The 15,495-nt window shown below is 36.4% G+C and carries 12 protein-coding genes and 1 tRNA gene; 11 read left to right on the plus strand and 2 right to left on the minus strand.

What is annotated here, in order from left to right; genetic code table 11:
* The first annotated feature begins 380 nt into the window (after positions 1 to 380).
* From GXZ93_00585 to GXZ93_00615, 7 genes are all read left to right on the plus strand, one after another.
* Positions 381 to 1,325 (plus strand): ABC transporter substrate-binding protein, encoded by a 945-nt coding sequence (locus GXZ93_00585; GenBank protein ID HHT78292.1) that lies wholly within the window; start codon positions 381 to 383, stop codon positions 1,323 to 1,325.
* 120 nt (positions 1,326 to 1,445) lie between these two features.
* Positions 1,446 to 2,339, plus strand: coding sequence for an ABC transporter permease (locus tag GXZ93_00590; GenBank protein ID HHT78293.1), 894 nt, complete (start codon positions 1,446 to 1,448; stop codon positions 2,337 to 2,339).
* A complete protein-coding gene (locus GXZ93_00595; GenBank protein HHT78294.1) occupies positions 2,340 to 3,134 on the plus strand; it encodes an ABC transporter ATP-binding protein in 795 nt (264 codons plus the stop codon).
* A 219-nt stretch (positions 3,135 to 3,353) separates the two neighbouring features.
* The gene (locus GXZ93_00600; GenBank protein ID HHT78295.1) at positions 3,354 to 5,024 is read left to right on the plus strand and encodes an MBL fold metallo-hydrolase; all 1,671 of its coding nucleotides are present in this window, start codon (positions 3,354 to 3,356) and stop codon (positions 5,022 to 5,024) included.
* A 77-nt stretch (positions 5,025 to 5,101) separates the two neighbouring features.
* The gene (locus GXZ93_00605) at positions 5,102 to 5,977 is read left to right on the plus strand and encodes a DegV family protein (GenBank protein ID HHT78296.1); all 876 of its coding nucleotides are present in this window, start codon (positions 5,102 to 5,104) and stop codon (positions 5,975 to 5,977) included.
* Between the two features lie 306 nt (positions 5,978 to 6,283).
* Positions 6,284 to 6,943, plus strand: coding sequence for an HAD-IA family hydrolase (locus GXZ93_00610; protein ID HHT78297.1), 660 nt, complete (start codon positions 6,284 to 6,286; stop codon positions 6,941 to 6,943).
* Between the two features lie 97 nt (positions 6,944 to 7,040).
* A tRNA-Ala gene (locus GXZ93_00615) sits at positions 7,041 to 7,115 on the plus strand.
* Between the two features lie 82 nt (positions 7,116 to 7,197).
* Here the strand turns inward: GXZ93_00615 and GXZ93_00620 are convergent.
* Positions 7,198 to 7,767 (minus strand): DUF21 domain-containing protein, encoded by a 570-nt coding sequence (locus GXZ93_00620; GenBank protein HHT78298.1) that lies wholly within the window; start codon positions 7,765 to 7,767, stop codon positions 7,198 to 7,200.
* Positions 7,768 to 8,828: 1,061 nt separating this feature from the next.
* On the opposite strand from GXZ93_00620, the gene glgP reads away from it, so the two are divergent.
* The 4 genes from glgP (at position 8,829) to GXZ93_00640 (ending at position 14,347) form a co-directional block, all read left to right on the plus strand.
* Positions 8,829 to 10,541 carry an alpha-glucan family phosphorylase gene (gene glgP, locus GXZ93_00625; protein ID HHT78299.1) on the plus strand — a complete coding sequence of 571 codons (1,713 nt, stop codon included), beginning with the start codon at positions 8,829 to 8,831 and terminating at the stop codon, positions 10,539 to 10,541.
* Between the two features lie 482 nt (positions 10,542 to 11,023).
* A complete protein-coding gene (locus GXZ93_00630; GenBank protein ID HHT78300.1) occupies positions 11,024 to 12,052 on the plus strand; it encodes a Gfo/Idh/MocA family oxidoreductase in 1,029 nt (342 codons plus the stop codon).
* 32 nt (positions 12,053 to 12,084) lie between these two features.
* Positions 12,085 to 12,726 carry an MBL fold metallo-hydrolase gene (locus GXZ93_00635; protein HHT78301.1) on the plus strand — a complete coding sequence of 214 codons (642 nt, stop codon included), beginning with the start codon at positions 12,085 to 12,087 and terminating at the stop codon, positions 12,724 to 12,726.
* Complete coding sequence (locus tag GXZ93_00640; protein HHT78302.1) at positions 12,713 to 14,347, plus strand: DUF2779 domain-containing protein; 1,635 nt, start codon at positions 12,713 to 12,715, stop codon at positions 14,345 to 14,347. Before GXZ93_00635 ends, GXZ93_00640 begins: the two co-directional genes overlap by 14 nt.
* A gap of 207 nt (positions 14,348 to 14,554) precedes the next feature.
* On the opposite strand, the gene GXZ93_00645 is transcribed toward GXZ93_00640, so the two are convergent.
* Positions 14,555 to 15,334: an NAD-dependent deacetylase gene (locus GXZ93_00645; protein HHT78303.1), complete on the minus strand. Its 780-nt coding sequence runs from the start codon at positions 15,332 to 15,334 to the stop codon at positions 14,555 to 14,557.
* Positions 15,335 to 15,495 lie beyond the last annotated feature (161 nt).

Consider the following 15,495-nt stretch of genomic DNA (forward strand, 5'->3'; position numbering starts at 1 on the left):
AAATTCTTTAAAGACTGCTTATTTGTTCCGGGGTCTTGCGGCATTTTGTAAAAAGAAATTTCTGGCAAAATATCACAAGATTAAAATATTGTTTTCTAACTGATCATATAAATAAAATTTAAATTAAATAAAAGCATGGCAGATGAGACAGGAAACGTAAGTTTTGTGTCCCGAAAATTAAAATTTTTCTTTTTATTATAATTTATGCCTGATTATACTTTTATTTTTTTATTTTTTTAGATTGTAAATCATGTTATAATTCAACGATTAAGAAACAGGGTCTTTCTGTTTCTGATGCTTTGATTATTTAAAACGATAATTAAACAAATTTAATAAATATTTACTATCGGGAGGAAAAATTGAAAAAAACTGCGATTATTATGCTTGTTATTGTAGCAGTTCTTGCAATGGCAGGATGTACTACCAAAGTTGTTGAAAAAAAGAGTGTTGGCATAATACAATACGTTGAACATGTAGCGCTTGATTCAGCCAGAGAGGGATTTATAAAAGCGCTTAGCGACAACGGTTTTACTGATGGCGACAATATAACGATTGATGTGCAGAATGCGCAGGCAGACCAGAGCAATCTTTCCACTATCAGCGACCGTTTTGTAAGCAATAAGGTAGATCTTGTTCTTGCAATTGCAACACCTGCAGCACAGTCAATTGCCGGAAAAACAACTGAAATACCTATTGTGGGAACAGCGATTACTGATTTTGTTGCTGCAAAACTTGTCAGCTCAAACGAAGCTCCCGGAGGCAATGTAACCGGTACGACAGACATGAATCCTATCAAAGAGCAGATAGATCTTCTTGTAAAGCTGGTTCCGGATGCAAAAACGGTTGGCGTGATGTATACATCAAGTGAAGATAACTCTGTTATACAGGCAAAAATTGCAAAAGAAGCTATAGAAGCTCTTGGACTCACATATGTTGAGGTTACCATAACAAATTCAAATGATGTTCAGCAGGCAACGCAGTCCTTAGTTGAAAAATGTGATGCAATGTATCTGCCTACTGACAATGTTCTGGCATCTTCAACACCTGTTATTTATGGAGTGACTGTAGAATCAAAGACTCCTGTTATTTGCGGAGAAGCAGGCATGGTGGAAAACGGCTGTCTTGCAACACTTGGAATCAACTACTATGATCTGGGCTATCAGGCAGGACTTATGGGTGTAAAGATTTTAAAAGGTGAAGCAAAACCTGCAGAAATGCCTATTGAATCTGCTACAGATTTTGATTTTGCAATAAGCGGTGCCGTTGCAGATGAAATAGGTCTGGAAATCCCTGCAGATCTTGCCGAGTATTTGATTGATAAATAGACTATTGAACAATAAAAAAAATTATTTATAATACTTAAGAGTATAAAGGGGCTTTAATTGTTTAGCCCCTTTATTTATAATTTTGATTTTTATTTAAAAAAGTAAGGTAGCCGGGTTTCCATGTTACAGATATTTATGGGGGCAATTTCACTTGGTCTTCTCTGGGCTATTGCCACCATAGGAGTTTATATAACTTACAGAATCCTTGAGATTGCAGACCTGACTGTTGAAGGAAGCATTGTAATGGGGGCAGCAATTACTGCGTCAGCAATTGTAAGAGGAATCAACCCTTATCTTTCAATAGGAATGGCATTTGCGGGGGGACTTCTTGCCGGACTGGTAACCGGTCTTCTTCATACGAAACTAAAAATTCCTTCTCTTCTCTCGGGAATTCTTACAATGATTGCGCTTTATTCCATTAATCTCAGGATAATGGGGAAAGCGAACATCTCTCTTTTGAGGATGCATACTGTATATAGTGCATTTGAAAATCTCGGATTAAATCATAACGGAGCGGTGGCAATATTGGGTATTATTTTTGTCGGATGCATAATCGGAACACTTTACTGGTTTTTTGGAACTGAGATAGGTTGTGCAATAAGAGCAACCGGAGATAATCCCCAGATGGTAAGAGCCCAGGGCATAAATACCAATACGACAATAATTTTAGGACTTATGATAAGCAACGGACTGGTAGCGGTTGCAGGAGCGCTGATTGCCCAGAGCCAGAGTTTTGCAGATGTTCAGATGGGAATAGGCTCTATTGTAATAGGCCTGGCCTCGGTAATCATTGGGGAAGTTCTTTTTGGAAAAAGAAATTTTTTCAGCAGACTCGTTTCTCTTGTTCTTGGTGCCATAACTTATCGTATTATTATTGCTCTTGTATTAAAACTTGGCATGCCTGCAAATGATTTAAAACTTTTTACTGCAATAACTGTAGCCATTGCTCTTGCTCTCCCTGTTTTTCGTTCATATCTGAAGCCGATTAAAAAATCAGTGAAGAAGGCGAAGTAAATGCTTGTTGTAAAAAAGATTACAAAGATTTTTAATCCACGGACTATCAATGAAAAGGTTGCGCTTCATAATGTGAGTTTTACTCTTAGAGAAGGTGATTTTGTAACCCTTATAGGCGGCAATGGTTCAGGGAAATCAACATTGCTGAATTGTGTGGCCGGAGTTTATCCGGTTGATAATGGTGATATTTTTATAGATGAAATAAATGTCACAAATCTTTGTGAGCATAAAAGAGCCACTCTTCTGGGACGTGTATTTCAGAACCCCATAATGGGGACTGCCGCAAATATGGGGATTGAGGAAAATCTTGCGCTTGCATACAGGCGTGGCCAGAGAAGAGGGCTTTCCTGGGGAATTACAAATAAAGAGCGGGAGCATTACAGGGAAATATTAAGCACTCTTGAGCTGGGGCTTGAAGACCGTCTTGGTGCAAAAGTAGGTCTTCTTTCAGGAGGTCAGAGGCAGGCGCTTACCCTGATAATGGCAACTTTAAAAAGGCCGAAACTTCTGCTTCTTGATGAACATACTGCAGCGCTTGATCCCAAAACCGCACAAAAAGTGCTGAATATAAGCGATAGGATAATCCAGAATGAGAATCTGACGACTCTTATGGTTACTCATAATATGAAAGATGCAATAAAGCATGGGAACAGACTGATGATGATGTATGAAGGCCGGATAATCCTTGATATAAAAGGTGAGGAAAAGAAAAAACTTACGGTGGAAGATCTTCTTGTAAGGTTTGGCAATGTAAGCGGTGAAGAATTTGCAAGCGACCGTGCTCTTCTTGGGTAAGAGAAAAAAAAGGGGGGGTGCATAATTTGAACCCGTTGTTATAGCGCCAGGATTTCTTGAATTGAGTTTATTATTATGTCTGTTTTTAATTTTTTAGCTTTATTGAAAGCTTGGATATCCAAATAGGATGATTGAAAGATTTTTGAATTTTTTAAATAAATTTATGTATAAATAAATCTGCAATATAGTGCCAAATTATATATCCCTCCGAGGGAGAATATGAAGATTAAATTTTTAGGTGCGGTGACTTCAGTAACCGGATCATGCCATTTGGTGACAACCGGTGCAAACAAGTTTCTTCTTGACTGCGGACAGTTTCAGGGAAGCGATGAAACGGATGATCTTAACAGGGAGGAGTTTGACTTCAACCCCGGGGAAATAGATTTCGTTCTTCTGAGCCATACACACATAGATCACAGCGGAAGGATTCCATTGCTTGTCAAACGGGGATTTAAAGGGCCTGTTTACTGTACTGATGCAACTGCCGATCTTCTGGATGTAATGCTGAAGGACAGTGCCTATATTCATGAAAAAGAAGCTGAATGGAAAAACAGGAAAAATAGGCGTGCCGGAAAGCCGTACAGGGAACCTCTTTATACACTTGATGATGCTGTAACCGCATTAAAGCAGATAAAACCGGTTCTTTATAATCAGCTGCTTGAAATTAATGAGGACATAAAGGTAGTATTTAATGATGCCGGCCACATACTCGGCTCATCTATTATTGAAATTTTTATAAAAGAAGATGAGGAGATATCCAAGATTGTATTTTCAGGAGACATAGGTATGAAAAACAAGCCTATTCTGAAAGACCCGACTATGATAAAAAAGGCGGATTTCCTTATCATGGAAGCCACTTACGGCAACAGGATACATGAAAAAAATTCTGCCGGCATTAAAAGACTCATAGACATAGTGCTTAAAACCATCAGACGGGGCGGAACTGTAGTTATTCCTTCTTTTGCCGTAGGGAGGACACAGGAACTCATCTTTGAATTTAACCGTTTTTACGAGGATCATCCTGATTATAAAAAAGAATTAAGTGGAATTATGGTTTATGTAGACAGCCCTATGGCAACCACAGCAACAAAGGTATTCAGAAATAATGCCCATATTTTCGACGAAGAAACAAAAGACTATATTTTACAGAGAAATGATCCTCTTGATTTTAAAAATCTCAGGTTTACAAGGACAGTTGAAGAATCAAAGGAATTAAATCTAAATACCGAGCCTAAAATAATTATTTCAACCAGTGGAATGTGTGAAGCAGGAAGAATCAAACATCACCTTAAACATAATCTCTGGAATCCAAAGTCAAGCATTGTATTTGTAGGCTATCAGGCGGAGGGAACTCTCGGACGTTCAATATTAAACGGCGACAAATACGTATCAATATTTGGTGAAAGGATAAAGGTTCAGGCAGAAATATACGATCTTGAAGGATTTTCCGGCCATGCAGACAGGGAAGGGCTTCTTGACTGGCTTTCCGGATTTCAGGAAAAACCAAAAGAAATATTTATTGTACACGGAGAAAAAAAATCAAAAGAAGAGCTTGCAGATTACATTAAGGAAAGATTTGGGTATGACTGTAAAATTATAACGGGAGTTTCCGAGTTTTTGCTTTCCGGGGAAGGTCTGATAAGTGAAGAAGAATTAAGAAAAGCTATTGCTTCTCCGGAAGTAATTCAAAAAATTAAAAATAAAATATCTTCATTAAAAGATGACCTGGAAACGATTTTGACGAAAATCCATTTATCTTCGGAAAAAAATCTGACAGCTGAGCAGGTAACTGAAATAAATAATATAGTAATGGAAATTGAAAAAGATACAATGAGTCTTGCTTCGGCAGTGATTAAGGAAAATAAAATAATTGCCGGTGATCTGAATTAAAAGTTTTTATAATTCGGCCGGGTCTGATATTTTTTAATAATAAATAAATTTATTTTAATGAAAGGAGCGAGATTTTTATGGAAAAGTTCTGTGTTTCAACTGATTCAGGATGCGATCTGCCTGCCTGGTTTTGTAAAGAAAGAAACATATCCGCATATCATATGAAATATATTATTGATGAAGCGGAGGTGAGTGATTCCATGAATCCTGACGAATGCCGTGAATTCTATAAAAAAATGCGCAATGGTTCAGTTCCTAAAACAAGCCAGATGACTCCTTATGAATTTGTAACTTACTGGACGGATTTGTGGGAAAAATATAAGCTTCCTATAGTCCATATTGCCCTTGGCAGCGGCATTTCCGGCACTTATTCCAATTCCCTGATGGCAAAAAATCTTTTTCTTGAGAAAAATAAAGAAGCAAGTGTTTTTATAGTTGACTCCACGCTTGCATCAATCGGATACGGGATCCTTGCTGTTGAAGCGGCAAGGCTTCGCGATGAGGGAAAATCTCCGGAAGAATGTGTGGAGTGGCTGGATAATAATAAAATTTTTATAAACACTTATTATTCGACTGATGATTTGAAATATCTTTACCGTAGCGGCCGAGTCAGCAGAACAGGAGCAATACTTGGAACTGCATTAAATATTAACCCAATACTTAATCTCGATAAAGACGGACATCTGATAGTGCGTGAGAAGGTCAGGGGCCGCAAAAAAGCATTTAATCGAATCTTTGAAATAATAGAAGAACTTGTAATAGAGCCCCATAATCAGACAGTTTATATCTGTCATTCTGATTGTCTTGATGAAGCCGGGGCATTATCAAAAGAACTGATTAAGAAAATAGGTTTTAAAGATTCATTTATAAGTTATATCGGTCCTACAATAGGGTCTCATTCCGGACCGGGGCTTATTGCAGCTTTCTTTTACGGTAAAGCAAGAACTGTTTAAAAAACCGGTCAAACAGTTCTTAGCATAAGCAGAAATCCATAGTTTTTTAAATGTCTATGAAAAATAGTCTTAAAAATATTTCTATAATCTGTATAGATATATAAGATTTATAACTTGTTTTTGAGTTTTTCCAGCAGGCTGAGTATGGTCAATAATTTTCAATCTGTTTAAATAAAGTGTATTATTAAAAATAAAGTTACAGAATAAATTACAGGATATAGATTTTCCTAAAATATTCAATGTCAGAAAAAATTTATCATTTAATCAGACTGCAGATATTGAAGATTGTATTTAAAGGTTGTGAAGGTGAGCAAGCTGGAAGAAAACATTATTTTTGATTTTGACGGAACTCTGGTTGATTCAAGCGTAGCCGTAAATAAACTTTATGATTATTTTGCAAAAAAATACAACATATCCTCTATAAGCAGTCCTGAAACTCTTGCGACAATAAAATCACTGCCGCTTATGGAAAAAATGAAAAAATTAGGAGTACCCATGCGGAAACTTATTGCAATGTCCATGGAAGCCAAGAGTATGTATGCTTCGTTTATTTCTGAGATTAAACTTAAGGAAGGAATGATCGATATTTTAAAAGGTCTTAGCGAAAGAAAAGCTGATATGTTTATTCTTTCTTCAAATACAGCTAAGAATATAAATAAGTTCTTAAATCTTAATAATATTTCATTTTTTAAAGCAGTCTGCTCTTCCAGAAATATTCTTAAAAAAGATGTCGAAATTTTAAAACTGCTTAAAAAATACAGAATTGAAAAAGAAAATGCAATATATGTGGGGGATGAAGTGCAGGATATTTTTGCCTGCCGGAGAATCGGGTTAAAAATAATATCGGTTTCATGGGGTCACGATTCTTTAGAAGTTCTGAAGGAATATAATGCTGATCATCTGTGCACCTCTATCGAAGACCTGTATAAATGTCTGATCGGCGATAAGAAGCAGGCTTTAGTTTAAACTATTTTAAGATAATTAGTATTGAAAAATTTTAATAATAAATTTATTCTTACAGAGATAAATCTGTTATCCTGTATTGTTGGAAGAATTTTTTTGTGGGGATGTAGTTCAGTGGGAGAACGCTTGTCTGGCAGACAAGAAGTCGGCGGTTCAACTCCGCTCATCTCCACCATACCGCTAGAACTTATTTTACCATAAAGCAAAACAAATAAAGTATGGGCCCCTGGCGGTGTTATATAGCCGCACCAACATATTCAGTGCTTTATTCTCTTTCTTCTGAATATAAAATTGAAAACGTAAACTACATAACCGGTCTTAAGCACTATTGATTTACTGTTCTTTATTGCTATATTTTTACCTATTGCCTTTCCTCCTACAGTAACAGAAGAGATGAACCCGGCAATCACTGCGCCCATCAGGGCTTTCTCAAGGTTAGGATTGTAGGCAAGTATTCTGAAAACTATTGTAGCCCCGATTGCCCCGCTGATGATCCCGCAGATATCACCGATAACGTCATTACAGAAACTTGATACTTTTTCAGCATTCTTTAAAAGTCCGACAGCTTCTCTTGCGCCTCTTATCTTGCCTGCGGCCATGCTGTTCATGGGCACCTCGGGACATGCGGTAATGGCCACTCCGATAATATCAAACAATACGCCAATAAATATAATTACAATAAGTATGATTAATACTGCTATTGTATTGGCTTTGATTATTAAAGTTTCTGAAACAAAACTTAAAGTAACGGCTAAAAGAAGAGTCCATAAAGTAATGGCTATGATCCAGTGCCTTAATTTGCCCCTGGATTTTTTTAACTTTGTCAAGTAAAGTTCCTCCAAAAAAAAGAGATGGCAATGCGATAAGTAAACTTTGCAGTTTAAGGTCCAGTAGGATTTCCCAAACTTGTACTGAGTGTTACCACAACAGCGGTTTCCCTTTAAACAGTTTCTATAGCGTTGCCGCTTATAGGACTGGATTGCCACTAAAACCACACTATAATCCCCACCGCATCTCATTAAGAACAGCCTAGGAGCTTTCCTCGACAGTTTTACAGCCACTAGCCTCTTTTGCAATTACAAGTTTCAGGTCTTACACATTACAAAGTTGCCGAGCTCTGGCATTCTTGTAACTCTATAAAGAGACCTTCCCCCTGAATCACGCAAGGCAGGCTACGCTGCAATGCCTTTCAGCATTTGCAGGTTAACTTCAGATGTCACTTTCGTATATATCTGAAGCTTCCGCGGAAAATGGGTCCACGCCCATATGCCATTATGGATCGCCCACTTTCCTTAACCCCCAGGATCAACCCCCGACTGGGCGTCAGCAGCCAATCCCAGGGACTTCACATGTACGCCCTCAACGGATTTTTAGCCCCGTCTTTATGACAGCAAGCACTGACTAGGATACTGCGCCATCTCTTAAATTATCAAATTAACTTTATCCATTTCCTGATTGTTACTACAAGTACATATTATATCATATATTTTTTTTATTATTTAAAACAAAATATGCATTATGAAAATTGCTTAAAGTTTTATTTATGTTTTTTTGAAGCATGATAGAGGTAATTAAATCAGAAGGCATTACTGTTAGTGAATCTTCGACAAAATTACTATAAACGAAATGCCAGTCAAATATATTCTTTATTAATAACTAATTGTCAAATTTATTGATAACGGTCAAATATATTCTTTATTAATAACTAATTGTCAAATTTATTGATAAAAGTGTGAAATTTATTCTGAAGCTTGTAAATTTAATATTTAATTTTTCAAAAATTTAGTATTTTTTAAAAATAAATAGTATATTACTTGATTACGATATATAAAATGTCAGCTTAAGCTTAAATATTAACCGGCTAAAAAATAAAGGATTGAAAAGACAAATGGATAATACAGATAAAATTAGAAGAGATGAAGAAACAGAAAATATTATACTGAATACAAAAGCAAAAATAGCTTATTTTTCCATGGAAATAGGCATTGAAGAGAATATACCGACTTATAGCGGCGGCCTTGGGATATTGGCCGGAGATACGCTTAAATCCTGCGCAGATCTCAGTATTCCTGTAGTGGGAGTCACTCTTCTTTCAGAAAAAGGTTATTTCCACCAAAAAATAGATGAACATGGCAACCAGATAGAACTTCCTGTCAGCTTTACTGTTGAAGATGTCCTGAAGTCCCTGCCCAAATTTGTAACAGTTTATATTGAGAACAGAGAGGTAAAAATACGCGCCTGGCTCTATCAGTATGAAGGGATAAATAATTATAAAGTACCTATTATTTTTCTTGATACGAATATTGAATCAAATTCACAGTGGGACAGGGAAATAACCAAATTCCTTTATGGCGGTGATGAGCGTTACAGACTGGCTCAGGAGATAGTGCTTGGGATTGGTGGAATAAGGATGCTGGACATGCTCGGATACAAGGAAATAGGTATTTTTCATATGAATGAGGGGCATGCAGCGCTTAGCACAATTGAATTATTTTCCCGGTTTAAAGATATTGAAAAAGTCAGGGAAAAATGTGTTTTTACCACCCATACTCCTGTGGCAGCGGGGCATGACCAGTTTGAAATTCCAATGGCAAAATCCATGATAGGGGATATTCTGCCTGATTCAATTCTTGATGAGATAACTTTATACGGCAAACTTAATATGACAAAGCTTGCTCTGTTTTTCAGCCACTACATAAACGGGGTTGCAAAAAAACATGGCGAGATTTCAAGAATGATGTTTCCGGGATACTCTATAGATTCCATAACAAACGGAGTGCATGCAGCAACCTGGACATGTTCTTCATTTAAAAAATTGTTTGACAAGTATATACCGGGATGGAGATCTGATACTTTTATGCTAAGATCGGCTTTCAGCATTAATCCTGATGAAATATGGAATGCCCACATGGAATCAAAGAAGACATTAATTGATTTTATTAATTATTCAGGTGCCTGCGATATGAATACCGAGGATTTTACCATAGGTTTTGCAAGAAGGCAGACAGCTTATAAAAGACCGGATCTTTTAATATCCAATCCGGACAAACTTATTGAAATATCAAAAAAAGTTGGCCCCATCCAGATAATCTATTCCGGCAAAGCTCATCCGAGAGATTATTCAGGAAAAGAAGCCATAAAAAAGATATGTGGATTAACAAAGGAATTAAACAAAGACATAAAAATGTATTTTGTCCCTAATTATGACATCTCAATTGCAAAGATGATGGTTTCAGGTGTAGACCTGTGGCTGAATACCCCCCAAAGACCCAATGAAGCATCAGGCACATCAGGGATGAAAGCTGCATGTAACGGAGTCCCGCAACTTGGCACACTTGACGGATGGTGGATTGAGGGATGTATAGAAAATATTACCGGATGGTCGATCGGGCCAATAAACATTGAGGACAATCAACCTTCTGATTATGAGGTTGACAGCAAAGACTTATACAATAAACTTGAAAACAAAATAATACCGAAATTTTATAACAACAGAGACAGCTGGGTAAAGATTATGCGCAGATGTATTGCCATAAACGGTTCTTTCTTCAACACCAACAGAATGGTTCAGCAATATGTGCTTAATGCCTATTTCAAATAAATAAAGGCCCTGTAAGAGAAAAATTTCATATAGCTTTCAAAGTTAAAAATTTGGAAGAAGCGTCAAAAGGACTGAAGGTATTGCTAGGTCCGTTTGTAGCTGAGGATTTGTGCAAAGCAGGGTTTTATGAAACAGAAGATGGTTTAATATGGGATTAATGGAATGCTTAAAGACGGGATAATGAATGGCTGAATTAAACCAGTGCTTGAGGGTGCAAGTCTTTTTGGCGAAAAGGCTTCCGCTACAGGCTCTTTATTTGATACTATTGTTATTGGAATCATAAATAATGATCTAATTTTAATGGGGCTTGATGTTTCTCAACAAATGTTTTTCAGAGGTATTATACTTTTAACAGCAATATCAATTAACATTCGTTCACATCTTAAAACAACTATATAAAGGTATTTTATTTTAGTAAAATTTATTTGAAAATTATCAAAAATTTCATTACTTTTTAATGAAATATAAAAAAAGAGGTTGATATGATAAAAGTCGCAATAATTGGAGCCGGGTATATAGGCGGAGTCAATGCCAATGCCTGTGATAAGACAGAAGATGCAAAAGTGGTTGCAGTAGTTGATAAGGATTTTCAAAAAGCAAAACTGTTAGCACAAAAAATAAATGCCGAACCATATAATTCCCTGGAAGAGATACTTATAAAAAAAGAGATTGATGTTGTAGGTATTTGTACCCCTACCTTTTTACATGCGGATATGGTTGAAAAATGTGCCAAGGCAAGCAAACATATTTTTTGTGAAAAACCAGTTGCATTAAGCATTGAAGAAGTGAACAGAATGATTCAGGCAATAAAAAAATATAAAGTTAAATCCATGGTTGGACATGTTTTAAGATTTTGGCCAGAATATGAAACAGCAAAAAGAATAATAAAAGATAATTTTTTAGGATGTCCTAAAAATATGTATTGTGAAAGATTGGGAGTGATACCGGAATGGGCAGAAGGTGAATGGAATAAAGATAAAAACCTTGGCGGAGGCGCTGCTTTAGATTTACAAATACATGATTTGGATTATATGATATCCGTTTTTGGCGATCCTTTGTCGGTTGCATCCCAGGGAATATATGATGAAAATCTTGGAGGATGGGCTCATATGTCGACAATTGTTAAATTTGCAGGCGGACAATATGGCTGTGTAAATGCAGGGTGGGCAGTTAAAGGAAAATTCCCTTTTACCATGTTGTTAAGGATAATATGCGAAAAGGGAACCATTGAATGGGTTTCCAGAGCAAGTGCAAATATATCAGAAACTCTGGATGGAAAAGTACAAAAAAATGAAGTTATTGTTTATAAAGACAATGGAGAAATAATCAAGGAAACCTCTGAAGAAATTGATCCGTTTTTTTCTCAATGGAAATATTTCATACATTGTATTAATAATGACAAAGAAGTTGAGAATTCTACTTTTGAAGACGGAAAAAGATCATTGGAATTAGCTTTAGCTTCCATGGATTCATCCGAGCAAAATAAAATAGTGTATATTAATAAAAATTAAATATCATTTAGCATTTAATAATATAAATAAAGATGGCAGCGATATTCAGGCAGATCAAATCGGGAGGAGATAGAAATTTTGCCTACCTTATAGTAGAAGCAGAAACGAAGGAAGCTGTTTTAATAGATCCTTCACCGGATGCGCGCGCAGTGTCAGAATCAATCAAAAGATATGATTTTGAACTAAAATATCTTATAAATACTCATTCCCATTATGATCATTCGTCAGGCAATGGATATTTTAAAACCGGCAAAGAAGGAAATCCGGTCAGGTTTGTAAACTGTGGCAGAGATACTGAGATTAAAAGTGAAAGTACTATAAGATTAGGCGATTTGGAAATAGTGCTTATTCCCACTCCCGGGCATACTCCTGATTCTATATGTATTAAAGCAGGAAGAAGACTTATAACCGGAGATACTCTTTTTGTCGGAAAGATAGGGGGTACTTATAGCGAAGATGATGCAAAAAAAGAATTTGACAGCCTGAAGAAGATAGTTATGCTTCCGCCGGAGACAGAAATATGGCCGGGACATGATTGTGGAACAAGACCAAGTTCAACTATTTATGATGAACTAAGGGAGAACCCGTTTATAAAAAGTCTAAATGATTTCAATCAGTTCTTATGGCTTAAAAACAACTGGGCATCATATAAAAAAGAGCATGGAATCAGATAATAAAATAAAAGATACAATATTATCCAAATCAAAATATATTTCCGGCATACAGTGTCTTAAGTATTTATGGTATCTTGTAAATGATCCTGATTCAATCCCGCCGTATGATGATGCTGCACTTTTCAGATTTCAGCAGGGTCACGAAGTCGGGGAAATTGCAAAAAAGCTTTACCCTGAAGGAGTAGAAATAGAGCACGGAAATGATATCGGGACAGAGCTAAAGATTGCTGAAATAATGACCGGTCTTTGTTCCCATGAAAAATTATCCGGGAGCAGCGGTTTATGCAAAACCGGAGAGAAGATTTCAGCAACAGAGAGGATTCCGCTTTTTGAACCTGCGTTTTCATATAAAAATTCCTTTGCCAGGGCAGATATACTCGTACCGGCAGAACCTGATCTTTGGGATATAATCGAAGTAAAAAGCTCGACTTCCCTGAAAGAAATCAATTTACACGATATCTCTTTTCAGAAATATTGTTACGAAGGTGCAGGTCTGAAGATAAACAGATGTTATTTGATGTATATAAATAAAGACTATATAAAAGAACAGGATACAGTAGATCCGCATAAATTTTTTATTATGGAAGATGTAACTGAAAAAGCGGACTTTTTACTTCCCGATGTGGAGAGCAATATAAGAATAATGCTTGACATGTTAAACAAAAAATCATGTCCTCAGATAAAGATAAGCACGAACTGCTATAATCCATATGACTGCCCTTTAAAAGAAGCATGCTGGGAATTTCTTCCGAAAAGAAATGTATTTGAACTTTACAGGGGAAAAGGTCTGGCTTTTTCGCTTTACAACAGAGGGATTATTGAAATATCGCAGATAAATGAAACGGATATACTAAGTCCAGCCCAGAAAATTCAGCAGATGGCTGCTGATCAGGAAAAAGTATTTGTAGACAGAGATAATATCGGAAGATTTTTAAGCCGCCTGAAATACCCTTTATATTTTCTTGATTTTGAAACTTTTGCGACCGCCATTCCGAGATATAATGGTTTAAGGCCTTATCAGAATATACCATTTCAGTACTCCTGCAACAGAATTCAGTCTATTGACGATAATTGTCGGCAAAACTTTAATTTTCTTGCAGAAAATGACGGGACAGATCCAAGAGAGCAGTTCATAGAAAGCCTCAGAGAAACTCTCGGATATGGTTGCGGCAGCCAGGAACTGTATGATGGCAGTATTTTAAAACAACCGGAAGGTTCAATACTTGTTTATTATGAAAGCTTTGAAAAGAATATACTCCGGGAGCTTGCAGGTTCATTTCCTGAACATGCGCCATGGATTGAACATGCCATTTCAAGAATTATTGATCTTTACGAGCCTTTTGGAAAGTTCTATTATTACAATCCTTTACAGAAAGGAAGTGCTTCCCTCAAGAATGTCCTTCCTGCGCTTACGGGGATCAGTTACAGCGGGATGGAAATAAGCAATGGTCAGGAAGCAAGCGTCAGATACCTTGATATAACTTTTTTAAAAGACTCAGAAGATAAAGCTGATAAAGAATATATTGATAAAATCAGAAAGGACCTGCTGGACTACTGCGGGCTCGATACAGAAGGAATGATTTTCATCTTAAGGGAATTATATAAACTGGTCAATGATTAAAATTATGTAAGCTGGTCAATGATTAAAGTTATATAAGCTGGTCGATGATTAACTTTCAATCAGGGAGTTTTGCCGGTAAACAGACTATCTGTTTGTGCAGGCTGATAATAAACCATATAAGATATTTATTTAGTGATTGCAGGTATATACGATTTTCTTTTACCAGGGCACTTTTTAGCTGTTTTTGTAAAAATATTTTTTTTAAAGTTACTTAATTTTATCAGCCATTGAATTGAGCAGCGAGTCTTTTATCAGTCTGTATATTTCGCTCAAAGCAACTCCTGCGCTTTTGTTAAGAACAATAAAGGCTTTGCTGTCAAAAAAAGTCCTGTCCTTATTTATGATAATAAATTTCTCCGACAACATCGGGAGGGTATTTACGGGGCCGACTTCAAGACTTGAGCCGATGACCAGCATCAGGTCAGAAGCCGCTGCTTCGTTTCTTGCATTGTAGAATTCTTCATTTAACTCGTCTCCGAACAAAATAACGCTTGTCCTTAGTATGCTTCCGCATGAGGGACATAAAGGAGGAATCTGATCGCGGAGCACCTTTCTATACAAAACCTTAAAGGAATATTTATTGTTGCAGAAGACACAATAAGCTTTTTTCATATTGCCATGGACTTCATAAATATTTTTACTGCCTGCAAGACTATGAAGATTGTCGATGTTCTGGGTAATCAAAGAACTGATGATTCCATCATTTTCCATCTGAGCCAAAATAAAATGAGCCTTATTGGGCTTGATTTTCTTTCCGTTTTTTAATATTGAAAGCAGGCTGATTCCAAGTTCATAGAATTTTTCAGGATTTTTATACATAAATTCCCTGGACAGCAGATTTGAGTCGAATCTGTTCCAAAGTCCTGTTTTTTTACTTCTGAAATCGGGAATGCCGCTTTCCGTTGAAACGCCTGCCCCGGTAAGAACTGTAACTTTTTTACTATTTAAAATTGCCCTGGCTATTAATTGTAATTTGTTATCAACCATTATTAATACTTATCAACCGCATTATTAATACTTATCAACCATTATGAATATTACTCTTTATTTCTTAATACCGGATTCTTGTTTGCTTTAAATTAATCCTGTAATTATGCCTGCCGGCAGAATGCAGCAATAATAAAGCAGGCATATCGCCAATCTATTAA

The organism is Actinomycetota bacterium (genome assembly GCA_012837825.1).
In the GTDB taxonomy this organism is placed as follows: Bacteria; Actinomycetota; Humimicrobiia; order Humimicrobiales; family Humimicrobiaceae; genus Humimicrobium.

Bases quoted from the DNA above. Each gene is read 5' to 3' on its own strand.
- GXZ93_00585 (HHT78292.1), top strand. From the start codon at position 381: ATGCTTGTTATTGTAGCAGTTCTTGCAATGGCAGGATGTACTACCAAA.
- GXZ93_00590 (HHT78293.1), top strand. From the start codon at position 1,446: ATGTTACAGATATTTATGGGGGCAATTTCACTTGGTCTTCTCTGGGCT.
- GXZ93_00595 (HHT78294.1), top strand. From the start codon at position 2,340: ATGCTTGTTGTAAAAAAGATTACAAAGATTTTTAATCCACGGACTATC.
- GXZ93_00600 (HHT78295.1), top strand. From the start codon at position 3,354: ATGAAGATTAAATTTTTAGGTGCGGTGACTTCAGTAACCGGATCATGC.
- GXZ93_00605 (HHT78296.1), top strand. From the start codon at position 5,102: ATGGAAAAGTTCTGTGTTTCAACTGATTCAGGATGCGATCTGCCTGCC.
- glgP (HHT78299.1), top strand. From the start codon at position 8,829: ATGGATAATACAGATAAAATTAGAAGAGATGAAGAAACAGAAAATATT.
- GXZ93_00630 (HHT78300.1), top strand. From the start codon at position 11,024: ATGATAAAAGTCGCAATAATTGGAGCCGGGTATATAGGCGGAGTCAAT.
- GXZ93_00635 (HHT78301.1), top strand. From the start codon at position 12,085: ATGGCAGCGATATTCAGGCAGATCAAATCGGGAGGAGATAGAAATTTT.
- GXZ93_00640 (HHT78302.1), top strand. From the start codon at position 12,713: ATGGAATCAGATAATAAAATAAAAGATACAATATTATCCAAATCAAAA.
- GXZ93_00645 (HHT78303.1), bottom strand. From the start codon at position 15,334: ATGGTTGATAACAAATTACAATTAATAGCCAGGGCAATTTTAAATAGT.